We start from the raw sequence: 13424 nt of genomic DNA, 5'->3' as shown, positions 1-13424 counted from the left end.
ACCTGGAACTCGGACACATCCGGGGCACCGGTCAGCAACTGCCCTGCTACCAGGAGATCGAGATTCTCCCCCCGGCCGGTCACGCGCACGCCGTCAACGAGATCGAGGTGACCTTCATCGCCGCACCGGGCGGTCTGGAGGTCGTGATCGAGGCGGACAAGCGCGCCGGACTGTTCTCGGACGGCCACGACACGGTCCACCGCTTCACCGCCTCGCACCACGGGGTCCCGCACACCGACTGGAACGCCCAGGTCGACGCCTGGCTGAAGGAGGTCATCGCCGGTCACGAGACCCGTGCGACGCCGTCCTCGGGCTTCGGGCACCACGGTGACCAGCACAGGTCGGGTCCCGGCGCGGGTGCGGTGGTGGCCGGGGTCGCCGCGGGCGTGGCCGTCGGTGTCGTCGGAGGCATGGTCGCCGCCGAGGTCGTCGACGAGATCGGTGACGCCTTCGAGGAAGAGGAGGGCGAGGAGGGCGACGAGGGCTGACCCGCGTCTCCCTGCCCGGCCCGGCGCGGCGGGCGGTGCGTCTACCGCCTGTCGCGCCCGGTGCCCGCCTCGTCGCCCGGCTCCGCCGCTCACCCCGGTCGATGAGCTCCGTCTCGCGGACGGTCGACTCGGCCGGACGGCCGGCGGTCCCCGTTCGGGGCCATTCGGTCGGCGAGAGCGTCCAGATCGGACAGGAACCAGATGTCCCGGCCCCGGTTGGCCTCGCTGACGAGGTCGGAGAGGGCCGAGCCGGCCGACAGGTGGTGGCCGATGTCGCCGAGGACGACGAGGCGGAGCCGGTAGTTCGCGCATGTCTGCAGGATGGCTCCGGCGAGGCCGGTGCTCAGGTCGAAGAAGCGGTCGTCCAGCCGTGCGGACGGCACCGCCACCACCTCAGCGGACGTGAACGCGGCCCCGATCAGATGGTCGAGGGCGTCCTGGACATCGGCGATGGTGTCTCCGGAGGCGTCGCACACCAGGACCGGGACACCGTGGTATTCGACGAGTTCAGGCATGGTCCGCCCTCTGCGCGGAGCTGGACGTGGACGTCGGGGCGGAGGCGAACAGGCCGCTGTCCGGGTCCAGCAGGCCGTCGATCATGTGCAGCAGATCGGCGGTGGCGGCGGTGCCGCCGAGAATGACGATCTTCATGCGGGTTCGCTCCTCGTCGTAGACCGTCTGGATGCGCAGCGGGCGCGATGCCTCCCGCCCGGACTGCGTGCTCGCGGTGATGAATGTGCCCAGCCGGTGGGCGGCGTCCGGACCGAGCGCGTCGATCTCCACGATGCTGGACACCTCGGCGTGCCCCGGTGCGGGCGCCGGTTTTGGGACCGTGGCGTCGGTCGGCCGGCCGGTCAGAGCGGCCAGGTCCTCCTTGTTGATCCGGTACTGCTTGCCGATCCGGACAGCCTTCAGCCGGCCGTCACGTACGTAGTTCCGAACGGTGCGCACATGCAGCCCCAGCAACTCGGCCACCTCGCCGACCGAGTAGAGCTCCTGCTCATCATTCCTCATGATCCTAAAGATTACCCTAAACGACTCTTTTGTGATCACTGTAAGTGAGTATGAAGCATTTTAAGGAACATGTGGCTGATGCTCGACCTCCCCGGACGGACTCGGCGGGTGTGGCGAAGCTCCCGGGGGGACAGTAGGAAGGCCCCGGCAGTGAGGGGCAGACGTACGGCTGCCCATGGACAAGGAACCCGATGAACGCCGAACACCGGCCGCCCGATTCGCGGCACCGACGACCCGAAGGCGTGACCGACGCGACCGTCGAGGCCCTCGGGGCACTCTCGAAGGCGCTGGAGACCGCCGAGCGTGCCCGCGGCGCCCTGTACGACTTCCATCAGCTCACCGGCAGCGCCGACCTCGCGCTCGACGACGCCGTACGACTCCTCCGCGCCGCGGGACACGGACGACACGCCGAGCGGGTCGAACGCGAGATCCTCGGCCGCAACGTGATCCCCGGGCACTGGACCTTCCAGATCGTCGAGGAATACAACGCCACCTACTACGACGTGTTCCGGACGATCGAAGGGGGGATCAGGCAGGAGCTCGCCGAGGGCCGCGACCACCTCCACGAGGCCGAGATGAAGGCGGCCCGGCGGACCGAGGGGCACCCGGACCACACCGCCGAATGACGGACGGTGGCCGCCCTCCGGGACCGCGTCCTCCCGCAGTCACCGAACGTAGCCGCACGAGATGCGAACCGGGCGGACTCCGGTGACGCTGGGGCTCCGGTCGCGCACGCGACGTCGGTCGCCGGCGGAGGACCGCGGACGGAGGACACCCCCATGAACCTGTACGACACCCCGGCGGAGCGAGTCCGCCGCAACCGGGAGCGCGCCGAGGAACTCGGCCGCGCCGCGGACCGGGCCACCGACCCCGAGCACCGGCAGCGGCTGCGGGAGAAGGCGCTGCGGCTGCTCCGCGAGGAGACGGCGGCCGAACCCCGCCCTTCCTGAAAGCCGGTCCGAGGGGGCGCGCCGCGAAATGTCGATTGCCCGGGTCGTCGTCGCCCGGGTAGCGTCCCGCGCCGTGACCCCGACCCTGCGCACCGAGAGGCTCCTGCTGGAGCCGTACGCCCCCGGGGACGAAGAGGACTTCGTCGCCCTGTTCCAGGACACCGAGGTGTCCCGGTGGATGGGCGACGGCCCTGCCACCGAGGCGGAGGACCGAGCCCTGTTCGGGCGGGTCTTCACCCAGGTCTACGCGCGGGACCTGTTCGCCGTCTGGGCCGTGCGCCGAGACGGACTCCTTGTCGGTCATGCCGAGATCAAGCGGACCGAAGCCGTCGACGGCCACGAGATCATCTATGCCCTCGCCCCCTCCGCATGGGGTCGAGGCCTGGGCACCGAACTGGCGCAGGCCGTCGTCGCCCATGGCTTCGGCGCCCTCGGGCTGACCGAGGTGCACGCCACGGTCGCGGCCGAGAACGAGGCGTCGCTGACCCTGCTGCACCGCATCGGCTTCCAGCACACGAGGGACATCGAGGAGGAGGACGGCAGCACCACGCGCGTGCTGACCCGTCACCGCTGAGGCGAAGAACGCGCTCTGAACGCGTCCGGGCCGACGGAGCCGCCCGGTGCCCGACCCGTCCGGCCCGACGCCGGTGCCCTGGTCGTCACGCGTGCGACCGGGCTCCGCGTGGTCACGCGCGCAACCGCGCTCCGCACGGCGGCCGTTCACCCCACGGTGCCGCCGTCGCGCCCTGCACACCATGACGCCTCTGGGCGTCGGCGACTGAGCCGACCGCGGGCCAGGGCATGCGGAACGGCCCGATGCGCCCACGGGGCAGCCGCTCCTCCGCCCGTCGCGGTCGAACGACGCGCGGTCCCGGGCCCGTCGCGGTCCGGGACCTCAAGCCCCCACCGTGCCGTCCACTCCTTCCCGCAGCAGGTCCGCGTGACCGTTGTGCCGGCCGTACTCCACCAGGACGTGGACCATGACCATGCGCAGCGAGACCTCCTTCCCCCAGCGCGGCTGACGCCCCACCAGGTCCAGTGAGTCGGCCTCCCGCTCGATCCGGCGCGAGATCTCCACCTCGGCCTTCCAGGCGGCGAACGCCTCGGCCCCGGTCGAGGCGCTCGCGTCGTACGCCGCCTGGAAGTCGAAGGGCTCCGCGGACCACACCATGGGGGCCGCCCCGTCCTCGAACACCCGCCGGAACCAGGCGCGTTCCACTTCCGCCAGATGCCGCACCAGAGCCAGCAGCGACAAGGCGGACGGCGGCATCGACCGCTCGCGCAACGCGTCGTCGTCCAGCCCCGCGCACTTCATGGCGAGGGTCTCCCGCTGATAGTCGAGAAAGGCCCTCAACGTCTCGCGCTCGCCGCCCAGCAGCGGAGGCGCGATCCGTTCGTCGTCCGTCATGATGATGGTCCCCAGTCCGTGTTCCGGCCGACAGTATGACCGGTCGACGTCCGCCCGGCCCGATCCGGACGACAGCTCCCGAGGTGATGAGGCATGGACGAGACGGAACTGCTGCGACGCTCCGACGGGCCCGTGACCCGGGACCGGATCCGGCACGACCTGGCCGCGCTCGGCCTCGTCCCGGGCGACACCGTGATGTTCCATACGCGGCTGTCCGCGATCGGCTACGTCTCCGGAGGCCCCCAGACCGTCATCGACGCCCTGCTGGACGTGGTGGGACCGACCGGCACGCTGCTGGTCACCTGCGGCTGGAACGACGCTCCGCCCTACGACTTCACCGACTGGCCTCCCGCCTGGCAGGAGGCCGTACGCGCCCACCACCCCGCGTTCGACCCGCGGACGAGCGAGGCCGAGCACGCCAACGGCCGCCTTCCGGAGGCCCTGCGCCGCAGACCCGGGGCCGTACGCAGTCGCCACCCCGACGTGAGTCTCGCGGCGCTCGGCGCCTCGGCCCCCGCTCTGATGGACGCCCACCCCTGGGACGATCCGCACGGTCCCGGCAGCCCGCTGGCGCGCCTGGTCGCCCTCGGCGGCCGGGTGCTGCTGCTCGGCGCGCCCCGGGACACGATGACGCTGCTGCACCACGCCGAGGCGCTGGCCCAGGCCCCCGGCAAGCGGTTCGTGACGTACGAGCAGCCCATCGAGGTGGCGGGCGAGCGGGTCTGGCGCACCTTCCGGGACATCGACTCCGAGCACGGTGCGTTCGACTACTCCTCGGCCGTGCCCGAGGGGCAGGACCCCTTCGCGGTGATCGTCGGTTCCATGCTCGCCGCGGGCATCGGACGGGAGGGCTTCGTCGGGGCGGCCAGGAGCCGGCTGTTCGACGCCGCCCCGGCCGTCGAGTTCGGCGTCCGCTGGATCGAGGAGCACCTGAACCGGGACCGCTGAACCGGGCCGCCCGACGCCCGGTTCAGGACAGCCGCACCTTGACCGTCTGCGTCGCCCCGCGCGTCCCGGAGAGGTCGCCGAAGACCAGGCGCAGCGACGCCCCCGTGGCCGCCGAGGTCACGGTCGCCGGCTTCGACACGACCAAGGCGACGGCCCGGTTCCAGGTGAGGGTCAGGCTGGTGCGCGCCCGCATGGGGTCGCTCACGCACACCGTCGCCGTCCCGTCGGCGTGCTCGGTCACCATCACCGAGCACGGGGCGTCCGCCACCAGCGGCCCGACGGTCCCGCCGAACCAGAAGTTGACCGCGGTCAGGCGCAGCGAGGGCACCGACACCCCCTGCTGGGCGTCCGTGTTGGCGAGCACCCTGAGCCAGCCGCTGTCCGCCGCCCGTGCCGCCGTGCGCTGTGGGGACGCGCCGGGCAGGAGTTGGTACGCGTACGTCGCGTCCGTCGGGTCCTGGCCGTGGTCGAACCAGAGGGTGAGGTACTTCCGGGAGACCGGATCCGTGGAGCCGGCCTTGTTGATGTCGCGCCAGCGGCCCGTCCGGTCCTCCCGCAGCGCCTTCACGGTGGCCCCTCCCGGGAAGACGTAACCACCGTGCCCGGCGAGATGCGCCCAGGACGCTCCGGTCAGGGTCGCCGACCAGGGGAGCGTGAGGGGTTTGACCGAACCGTCCGCGGTGAAGGGGGCGTTGCCCGTCGGCCCGAGGTTGCGGTTGTCGACGGTCGTCTCCACGGCGGCGCCGTCGCGGCCGTGAATGCCCGCGCCCAGGCACACGACGGTGTCGTCGAGGAAGAACCACGACTTCTTCGCCATCAGCGTGCTGGTCAGTCCCTTGAGGTACTGGCCCACGGCGGCGCGCTTGCTGTCGGTGACCCCGCCGACCCAGTTCACATCGGGGAGGGAGACGCCCCAGTCACCTCCCGCCCCGTCGGCCAGCACCTTGCGCGAGGCGGTGGTGCCGGGCAGCCGGTACGGGTCGACGGTGGGCCAGAAGGCGTCGCTGTACTGGCCGTTGGCGAAGGTGTCGCCCCACCAGTAGAGCATTCCCGATCCGGTGTGCCAGCCGCGCAGGTTCTCGCCGTTGCCGGCCTCGTAGTAGGTGACGCGCCGGTCGGCCATGCTCAGCGAGGCCGCCCAGCCCGGACGGCGGTGAGTGGCCCGCGCCATGTCGGGGAAGAGGCGGTGGCCCGCGGGCTCGGCGACCGGGGTGAGCGCGGGGTCGTCCAGGACGCTCTTGAGCCGGGCCAGCGCGGTGAGCCCGAGCGAGGGGTTGCTCAACGGCGGACTGTAGTAGTCGCGCTGGGCCCAGCCCTTGACGAGCCCCCGCCACCGGGCGTTCTCGGCGGCCGACGCGCCCCGCCCCAACAGCACGATCGAGGCCATGATCGGGTGCCCCCGCCGGTGGTCGTCGACCTCGCCCCGGCTGATCGCGCGTCCCGCGACGGAGTCCATGACCAGCCCGTTGTAGAGGAACGGGGCCCAGGCGTTCTCCACCGCGTCGAACACCACCTGCCGCTTCGGGTCGGTCACCTCCCACGTGGTCCCCTTCAGCAGCGCGAACAGCAGCCCGAGCCCGCCGAGCATCACCGATCCGTAGCTGCCGGTGTAGGGAACGGTGGTGTGCTGGATGAAGGAGCCGTCGGCGTACAGACCGTCGCCCCTGGTCACCAGGGGGAAGACGGGGGAGAGCGCGTCGCGGGCCAGTGCGATCTTCGCCGCCTTCCCCCCGACGACCCCGCGCAGCGCCAGGACCCGGCACAGGTCGACCCGGTTCGCCCCGGTGCTGGTCCCCGTGTACGAGGCGACGGCGGAGTCCGGGACGAAATGGTCGACGGCGGCGCAGTAGCGGGCGAGCCGCTCCTGGGCGATGGCGTCGTACATCAGCACGCACACGTCCAGCAGGGCCTGGGGCGCGCCGATCTGCCAGCTGTACCAGTTGCCGTACCTGCTCTGCCCGTCGTTGTAGACCTGGGTGCTGAGGTGTTCGAGGCCGGTGAGGACGGCGTCGCGCAGTGCGGTGTTCCCGGTCAACCCGGTGCCCTGCTGGCGGTAGGCCTGGGCCATGGTGTTCAGCCGGACGAAGCTGTCGGCCATCCGGCCGGAGAGGACGTACGACTCGGCGTCCGTGTCCGGGTCCGGATCAGCGAACACCGCGTCGGGCCAGAGCGAACCCTCCGCCGGAGCCATGGTCTCCAGCAGGCGCGAGGCCTTCGCGCCGAGATCGGCCAGTCGGCTCCTGAACGGTTCGGCGGTCGGGCTGAAGCCCTCGCCGAGGATCAGCGCGCTCCAGGTGGTGCGGAGCGCCGCGTAAGCGTCGTCCTCGGGGGCGGCGGAGGCGGCGGTGCCGGGCGCGGCGAGCATCAGCGCTCCGCCGCCCGCGGCGGTGAACGCCGCCGAGGTGGCCAGGAAGGTACGGCGGGACCAGGCAGAAGTCATGGGGGAGCTCCGGGTCGGTGACGTGTCTCCGCCGGGAACCCGGAGCGCGCGATGCGCCGGCCTGTTCCCGGAATCCGACTGTTCTGAGCGGGCGGGCACTTTCTAGCAGCAGCCAGACGACTCGCTCAATGACTTTGGCCGAATTGATCGTATCGATCGATTCTCGGGATGTGTATGCCTGCTCCGGTCGCGAACCGGCGTGCGCCCGTCGCACGGGGGCAAAACACCGCTCGGATCGTTTCGAGCGGATGTGATCGATATGGTTGACGCATGCCGGACGGGTCCCGGGAGGCAGCCGAGCGGAACAGGAGTCCGAGCGGTTTCCGTCGCCCGGGCGGCGGCCGATCGGCCGCCGTGACGCCGTCAGGCCGAGCCCAGCCGTCTCCGAGTCCAGGGGGATCCATGCGACTGCACGTCGATCAGCGCCATGAGCGTGTGCTGGAGCTCGTCCGCGAGCGCGGCAGCCTGCGCGTCGCCGAACTCGCCGAGGAGCTCGGCATGTCCGCCGTCACCCTGCGCCGGGACGTCGAGGCGCTGGCCGCGCAGGGCCTGGTGGAGCGGTTGCACGGCGCGGTGGTGTGGCCCACCGGGCAGTCCCGGCCCGCCCCCGCCGCCGCGCCCCCCGCCGAAGGGCTGGTGGTGGGGATGGTGGTGCCGACCACCGAGTACTACTACGCGGACGTCGTGCGCGGCGCCCGGCAGACCGTCGAGGCCGCCGGCGCCCGCCTGACGATCGGGCTCTCCCGCTACCTCCCCGACGAGGACGCCGCCCAGGCCCGCCGGCTGCTGTCGACGGGCGCCGACGGGCTCCTGCTGACGCCCAGCTGGGAAAGCGGCTGCCCGGAGCCGGGGGAGGGTCTGTGGGCGGTGGAGCAAGGGGTCCCGGTCGTCCTGGTGGAGCGCTCGGCGCCCCTGGGGCATCCGGCGGCCGGGCTGGACCGGGTTCGCTCGGACCATGCGCACGGCGCCGCCGAAGCGGTGGCGCACCTGGCCGGGCTCGGTCACCGGGCGATCGCGCTCGCCGTGCAGGACAGCCCGACCGCTCCCCGGCTCCGGGTCGGATACCGGGCCGCCGTGGAGGCGCTGGGGCTGACCCCGGTGTCGGCCGCGCCGCTGGACGGCGCTCCGTCGCGGTCGGAGGCGAAGCGTTTCGAGCGGACCCTGGAGTACCTGTGCGAGGCCGTGGCGAGCGGCAACGTGACCGCGGCGATCGTGCACAGCGACGCGGACGCGATCGTCCTCATCCCGCGCCTCCAGGCCCGGGGCGTGCGGGTGCCCGAGGACCTCGCGGTGATCGCGTACGACGACGAGGTCGCCGGTCTCGCCGACCTGCCGCTCACCGCCGTGGCCCCGGACAAGCACGCCGTGGGGGCCGCCGCCGCCCGCCTCCTGCTGGACCGCCTGGGGGCGACGGAACCCGGCGCGGCGGACCCGGGGGCGGGGGAGAGCGGCCGGAGGCCCGCCGCCCGCAGGCACCTGGACATCCTGCCCAGCCTGCGCATCCGGGTCTCCTGCGGGGCGGTCGCCGCCGCCCCCTGACCCCGGGAAGTGTCGTGCGAGGAGCCGCGCCCGGGCCAACAGGCCCTGGGGTTGCGGCTTTTCGTGCGTTCGGCGGGCGGTGGCCCGGATCCGGGGCTCGGCATCGTAAGTGATCGATTTGATTGATTTGGTCATTTGCTCTTGACGGCGATCACTTGCGCGCAAAATGATGTGTGCCGTTCACCTCATCTCCCGCAGTTCGAGGTCTCGTAGGAGCCGGCCCATGCCCTGTAACGCCCGCACGTCCCGCCTCGCCCTCGCGGCGTCCGCCGCCTCACTCGCCCTGCTCGCCACCGCCTGCGGCGGTGGATCGGGGGCGGACGCCTCGGGCCCCGGCGACGGCAAGCCCGTCACCCTCACCTTCTGGTCCTCCGCCCTGGGCGCCAAGGAGACGGCCGACGCGTTCAACAAGACGCAGACCGGCATCAAGGTCAGGTTCTCCTTGGTGCCCGCGGGGCCCGAGGGCGTCACCAAGCTGTCCAACGCGGTCAAGGGCGGCAACGCGCCCGACGTGGCCACCATGGACTACTCCGCCCTGCCCGAGTACGCCAGCGAGGGCAACCTCGTGAACCTCACGCCCACCTCCGGAGAGCTGGTGGAGAAGGAGTTCCCCGAAGCGGTCCAGTCCCTGGTCAACCTCGGCGGCTCCACCTGGGCGGTCCCCTTCGACGTCACGCCCATCCAACTGTTCTACCGCAAGGACCTGTTCGCGAAGTTCGGCGTCGAGGTGCCGACGACCTGGGCCGAATACCGCACGGCCGCCGAGAAGATCCAGCGGGCCGACCCCGACGTCGCCATCACCAACTTCGGCGGCGGCGACCCGGCCCTGCTCTCCGGCCTCGCCTGGCAGGCCGGCGCCCGGTGGTACGGCACCAACGGCGACGCCTGGAAGGTGAACATCGACGACCCGGCCTCCCGCAAGGTCGCCGCGTACTGGGACGGCCTCCTCGCGGACGGCCTCGCCTCCAAGACCCCGCTCTGGGGCGAGGGCGAGGCCAAGGAGCGCTCCACCGGCAAGGTCGCCACCGTCATCGGCGCCGCCTGGAGCGCCGGAACCTTCCCCGTCAGCTACCCCGACAGCAAGGGCAAGTGGGGGATAGCCCCCCTGCCCACCTGGGACGGCAAGCCGAGCACCGGCATGTACGGCGGAACGTCCTACATCGTGCCCAAGGGCAGCGAACACACCGAGGCCGCAGCCGAGTTCATCAAGTGGGTCACCACCGACCCCGCGGCCATGACCGCCCGCCTCAGCTCCCTCAAGGCCCCCAGCAGCGCACTGCCCGCCAACGAGGGCATGCGCGCCGCGGCGGCGAAGGAGTTCGACACCTCCTACTTCGCGGGCCAGGACGTCTACGCCGTGGCCGGCGAGGCCGCCGACACCATCGTGCCCGGCTGGACCTGGGGCCCGGTGCAACAGCAGGTCGTCTCGGCGCAGATGGCCGCGGGCAGCGACCACACGAAGATGCTCAGCTCCGGTCAGGCGAAGGGCGAGACCGCGGTCACCGACCGCGGTCTGAAGCTCGACAAGTAGCCGCACGGCTGCCCGGGACGCACGTGCCGGGCAGCCCCTCCCCTTCCCGCCCACCTCATCCACCCAGCCGAAGGAGCCATCAGGTGGCAGCCCCACTCGCCCGGCCGGCCAAGGCCCCGGCACCCCAGGCCGCGCCGCCGCCCACGGGGCCCGCGGGTCCTTCCGGTCCGGCCGCTTCCCTCGGACCGGGGAACCCCGGCGGCCCCGGGACCCGACGCGGACAGCGCCGGGCGGTCGCCCTGTTCACGGTCCCGTTCTTCGCCCTGTTCACCGCCGTCACGGTCCTGCCGATGATCTACGCGGCCTGGATGAGCCTCTACCGTGAGGAGTCCTCCGGCCTGGGGTTCGGCGGCACCGAGCGGGCCTTCGCCGGATTCGGCAACTTCACCGAAGCCCTGGGAAGCGAGGCGTTCCTCCGCTCGTTCGGGAACATCGCGCTCTACTGCGCGCTCTACATCCCCGCGATGGTCGGCGGAGCGCTCGTCCTGGCCCTGCTCGTCGACTCGACCATGGCCCGGGCCCGGCGCTTCTTCCAGATCGCCTACTTCCTGCCGCACGCGGTACCCGGCCTGATCGCCTCGCTGATCTGGCTCTACCTCTACACGCCGGGGCTCAGCCCGATCACCGACGCCCTCGACGCGCTCGGCGCCCAGTGGAACTTCTTCGGCCAGGACGAGGCGATCTTCTCGGTCGTCAACATCTCCGCCTGGCAGTGGACCGGCTACAACATGATCATCTTCTACGCCGGTCTCCAGGCCGTTCCCCGCGAGGTCCTGGAAGCGGCGACCGTCGACGGGGCCGGGGCCCTGCGCACCGCCCTCCAGGTCAAGATCCCCATGATCCGTCCCACCGTCGTGCTGACCCTGCTGTTCACGTGCGTCGGCGCCATCCAGCTGTTCGACGCCCCCAAACTCGTCCAGTTGCGCGCCAACACCATGGGCGAGGACTGGTCGCCGACCATGTTCATCTACACCGCGGCCTTCAAGGGCCACGACTACGGCCTGGCCGCCGCGAGTTCCCTCCTGCTCGCCCTCGTCGCCGGCCTGCTGTCCTTCGTCGTCACCAAGCTCGGCAACCGGTGGAAGGCCTCATGAGCACCCAGACAGCCACCCCCGACGCGCCGCCCGCGCCCCGCCGACCCGGACGCCGCTCCGCCCCACCGGTCCGCCGCAGGAGCCGGGGCATCACCTCCCGCGTCATGGTCAACGGCGTGCTCGCCGTCGTCGCCGTCTACACCCTGATGCCGCTGACCTGGCTCCTCATCGCCTCCACCAAGAGCTACCGGGACCTGTTCGCCACCAACCCGTTCAGCCTCGGCGACTTCCAGTTCCTGGCCAACCTGAACGCCCTCCTCGACTACAACGACGGAGTCTTCGTCCGCTGGCTGCTCAACAGCCTCCTGTACACCGTCGTCGCCTCCGGCCTCTCCACCCTCATCTCGGTGGCCTGCGGCTACGCCTTCGACAAGTACGCCTTCCGCGGCCGGGAGAGGTGGTTCGGGGTCGTCCTCGTCGGCGTCCTCATCCCCTCCACCGTCGTGCAGCTCCCGCTCTACCTGATGGCCTCCGAACTGGGCCTCGTCAACACCTACTGGGCCGTCCTGATCCCCAGCCTGGTGAACCCGTTCGGCGTCTACCTCGCCCGCGTCTTCTCCGAGGGGTACGTACCGGGCGAGGTCCTGGAAGCGGCCCGGATGGACGGGGCGGGAGAGGTGCGGACCTTCAGGGAGGTGGCCCTGCCGATGCTGGCGCCGGGGTTCGTGACCATCTTCCTGTTCTCGTTCACCGCGAACTGGAACAACTTCTACGGCGCGCTCATGATGCTCAACGACGACCGGCTCTACCCGGTCAACCTGGGCCTGTACATGTGGAACCAGAACGTCTACCAGCAGCCGGAGCTCTACCCGCTGGTCATCATCGGCTCGCTCGTCGCCGTCGTCCCCCTGATCGTCGCCTTCCTCTGCCTCCAGCGCTTCTGGCGCTCGGGCCTCACCGCAGGAGCCGTCAAGTGAGCCACTCCGCCGCGCCCCAGCGGACCCGCCCCCGCACCGTCCTGGCGATGAGCGGCGAGACCCGGTCGGCGATCCTCGCCCCGGAGGCCCTGGACCGGCTCACCCGCGTCGCCGACCTCGTCCCCGGCCTCCTCGTCACCGACTTCGGCGCCGACGACCCCGCCCAGCGCACCGGGCTCCACGAGGCGGAGGTCCTGTTCACCGGCTGGGGCTGCCCGCCGCTGGGCCCCGCGGCCCTGAGCGCCATGCCCCGGCTGCGCGCGGTCGTCCACGCAGCCGGCTCCGTCAAGCACCACATCACCCAGGACGTCTGGGACCGGGGCATCGCCGTCAGCACCGCCGCGACGGCCAACGCCCTGCCCGTCGCCGAATACACGGTCGCGGCGATCCTCTTCGCCAACAAGCGGATCCTGGAGAGCGCCCGCGTCTACCGCGAGGCCCGCTCCCGGGTGGACCTCCTGAGCCGGTTCCCCGCCGTCGGCAACTACCGCCGGACCGTGGGCATCGTCGGCGCCTCCCGCATCGGACGCCGCGTCGTCGAACTGCTGCGCCCCTACGACCTGCGCGTCCTGGTCCATGATCCGTACCTGGACGAGGAGGGGGCCAGGGCCCTGGGCGTGGAGCGCGCCGCCCTCGATGCCCTGGCGGCACAGAGCGACGTCGTCAGCATCCATGCCCCCGAGCTCCCCTCGACCCGGCACCTGTTCGACGCGGGGCGCCTCGCCCTCATGCGGGACGGAGCGACCCTCGTCAACACCGCGCGCGGTTCCCTGGTGGACACCGGAGCGCTGGTGAAGGAACTGGTCGCCGGACGCCTGAACGCCGTGCTCGACCACACGGAACCGGAGGTCCTGCCCGCCGACTCACCTCTCTACGAGCTGCCGAACGTCCTTCTGACCCCGCACATCGCCGGGTCCCAGGGCGGTGAGCTCCACCGACTCGCGGACGCCGCCGTCGACGAGCTCGAACGCTACGCGCACGGTCTGCCGTTCGCCCACGCGGTGGATCCCCGGACGCTGCACCAGCAGGCGTGACCCCGCCCCCCGGGCCCGTGCGCACCGGTCCCGCCCGTCGGGGACGCCCAGTCGTGGCGTC

General features: G+C 71.7%; 14 protein-coding genes. 10 read left to right on the top strand and 4 right to left on the bottom strand.

Annotated features, from left to right (window positions below; translation table 11 throughout):
• A partial coding sequence (locus tag DTB53_RS33480; RefSeq protein WP_172595319.1) for a sporulation protein occupies positions 1 to 488 on the top strand: 488 nt, incomplete at its 5' end.
• 89 nt (positions 489 to 577) lie between these two features.
• Here DTB53_RS33480 and DTB53_RS33475 read toward each other — a convergent pair.
• Positions 578 to 1003: a DUF4180 domain-containing protein gene (locus DTB53_RS33475; protein WP_012377687.1), complete on the bottom strand. Its 426-nt coding sequence runs from the start codon at positions 1001 to 1003 to the stop codon at positions 578 to 580.
• A complete protein-coding gene (locus DTB53_RS33470; RefSeq protein WP_012377686.1) occupies positions 996 to 1502 on the bottom strand; it encodes a helix-turn-helix domain-containing protein in 507 nt (168 codons plus the stop codon). The genes DTB53_RS33475 and DTB53_RS33470 overlap by 8 nt, the downstream gene beginning before the upstream one ends.
• A 191-nt stretch (positions 1503 to 1693) precedes the next feature.
• On the opposite strand from DTB53_RS33470, the gene DTB53_RS33465 reads away from it, so the two are divergent.
• The 3 genes from DTB53_RS33465 to DTB53_RS33460 all read left to right on the top strand — a co-directional run bounded on the left by DTB53_RS33465 (position 1694) and on the right by DTB53_RS33460 (position 3026).
• Entirely contained in the window at positions 1694 to 2128 is a 435-nt protein-coding gene (locus DTB53_RS33465; RefSeq protein WP_003964162.1) for a hypothetical protein, read from the top strand.
• A gap of 153 nt (positions 2129 to 2281) precedes the next feature.
• Positions 2282 to 2452: a DUF6381 family protein gene (locus DTB53_RS37050; RefSeq protein WP_003964161.1), complete on the top strand. Its 171-nt coding sequence runs from the start codon at positions 2282 to 2284 to the stop codon at positions 2450 to 2452.
• Positions 2453 to 2525: 73 nt separating this feature from the next.
• Positions 2526 to 3026 carry a GNAT family N-acetyltransferase gene (locus DTB53_RS33460; RefSeq protein WP_236586410.1) on the top strand — a complete coding sequence of 167 codons (501 nt, stop codon included), beginning with the start codon at positions 2526 to 2528 and terminating at the stop codon, positions 3024 to 3026.
• Between the two features lie 321 nt (positions 3027 to 3347).
• Here the strand turns inward: DTB53_RS33460 and DTB53_RS33455 are convergent, their stop codons facing one another.
• Entirely contained in the window at positions 3348 to 3860 is a 513-nt protein-coding gene (locus DTB53_RS33455; protein WP_012377683.1) for a DinB family protein, read from the bottom strand.
• 93 nt (positions 3861 to 3953) lie between these two features.
• Here DTB53_RS33455 and DTB53_RS33450 point away from each other — a divergent pair, with 93 nt between their 5' ends.
• Entirely contained in the window at positions 3954 to 4808 is an 855-nt protein-coding gene (locus DTB53_RS33450) for an aminoglycoside N-acetyltransferase AAC(3)-Xa (protein WP_012377682.1), read from the top strand.
• A 22-nt stretch (positions 4809 to 4830) separates the two neighbouring features.
• Here the strand turns inward: DTB53_RS33450 and DTB53_RS33445 are convergent, their stop codons facing one another.
• A complete protein-coding gene (locus tag DTB53_RS33445) occupies positions 4831 to 7248 on the bottom strand; it encodes a polysaccharide lyase 8 family protein (RefSeq protein ID WP_052295612.1) in 2418 nt (805 codons plus the stop codon).
• Between the two features lie 402 nt (positions 7249 to 7650).
• Between DTB53_RS33445 and DTB53_RS33440 the strand changes: the two genes are divergently transcribed.
• From DTB53_RS33440 to DTB53_RS33415, 5 genes are all read left to right on the top strand, one after another.
• Entirely contained in the window at positions 7651 to 8787 is a 1137-nt protein-coding gene (locus DTB53_RS33440) for a substrate-binding domain-containing protein (protein ID WP_012377680.1), read from the top strand.
• A 223-nt stretch (positions 8788 to 9010) separates the two neighbouring features.
• Positions 9011 to 10318: an ABC transporter substrate-binding protein gene (locus DTB53_RS33435; protein WP_012377679.1), complete on the top strand. Its 1308-nt coding sequence runs from the start codon at positions 9011 to 9013 to the stop codon at positions 10316 to 10318.
• An 83-nt stretch (positions 10319 to 10401) separates the two neighbouring features.
• Entirely contained in the window at positions 10402 to 11412 is a 1011-nt protein-coding gene (locus DTB53_RS33425; RefSeq protein ID WP_003964153.1) for a carbohydrate ABC transporter permease, read from the top strand.
• A complete protein-coding gene (locus tag DTB53_RS33420; protein WP_012377677.1) occupies positions 11409 to 12329 on the top strand; it encodes a carbohydrate ABC transporter permease in 921 nt (306 codons plus the stop codon). The genes DTB53_RS33425 and DTB53_RS33420 overlap by 4 nt, the downstream gene beginning before the upstream one ends.
• Entirely contained in the window at positions 12326 to 13363 is a 1038-nt protein-coding gene (locus DTB53_RS33415) for a hydroxyacid dehydrogenase (RefSeq protein ID WP_003964151.1), read from the top strand. The genes DTB53_RS33420 and DTB53_RS33415 overlap by 4 nt, the downstream gene beginning before the upstream one ends.
• The last annotated feature ends 61 nt before the right edge of the window (positions 13364 to 13424 follow it).

Origin of the sequence: Streptomyces griseus, assembly GCF_900460065.1 — a bacterium.
GTDB lineage: Bacteria > Actinomycetota > Actinomycetes > Streptomycetales > Streptomycetaceae > Streptomyces > Streptomyces griseus.
This window is presented reverse-complemented; position numbering and strand designations above follow the sequence as displayed.

Coding starts and splice junctions, on each gene's coding strand:
- DTB53_RS33475 (WP_012377687.1), bottom strand. CDS start 1,003: ATGCCTGAACTCGTCGAATACCACGGTGTCCCGGTCCTGGTGTGCGAC.
- DTB53_RS33470 (WP_012377686.1), bottom strand. CDS start 1,502: ATGAGGAATGATGAGCAGGAGCTCTACTCGGTCGGCGAGGTGGCCGAG.
- DTB53_RS33465 (WP_003964162.1), top strand. CDS start 1,694: ATGAACGCCGAACACCGGCCGCCCGATTCGCGGCACCGACGACCCGAA.
- DTB53_RS37050 (WP_003964161.1), top strand. CDS start 2,282: ATGAACCTGTACGACACCCCGGCGGAGCGAGTCCGCCGCAACCGGGAG.
- DTB53_RS33455 (WP_012377683.1), bottom strand. CDS start 3,860: ATGACGGACGACGAACGGATCGCGCCTCCGCTGCTGGGCGGCGAGCGC.
- DTB53_RS33450 (WP_012377682.1), top strand. CDS start 3,954: ATGGACGAGACGGAACTGCTGCGACGCTCCGACGGGCCCGTGACCCGG.
- DTB53_RS33445 (WP_052295612.1), bottom strand. CDS start 7,248: ATGACTTCTGCCTGGTCCCGCCGTACCTTCCTGGCCACCTCGGCGGCG.
- DTB53_RS33440 (WP_012377680.1), top strand. CDS start 7,651: ATGCGACTGCACGTCGATCAGCGCCATGAGCGTGTGCTGGAGCTCGTC.
- DTB53_RS33435 (WP_012377679.1), top strand. CDS start 9,011: ATGCCCTGTAACGCCCGCACGTCCCGCCTCGCCCTCGCGGCGTCCGCC.
- DTB53_RS33420 (WP_012377677.1), top strand. CDS start 11,409: ATGAGCACCCAGACAGCCACCCCCGACGCGCCGCCCGCGCCCCGCCGA.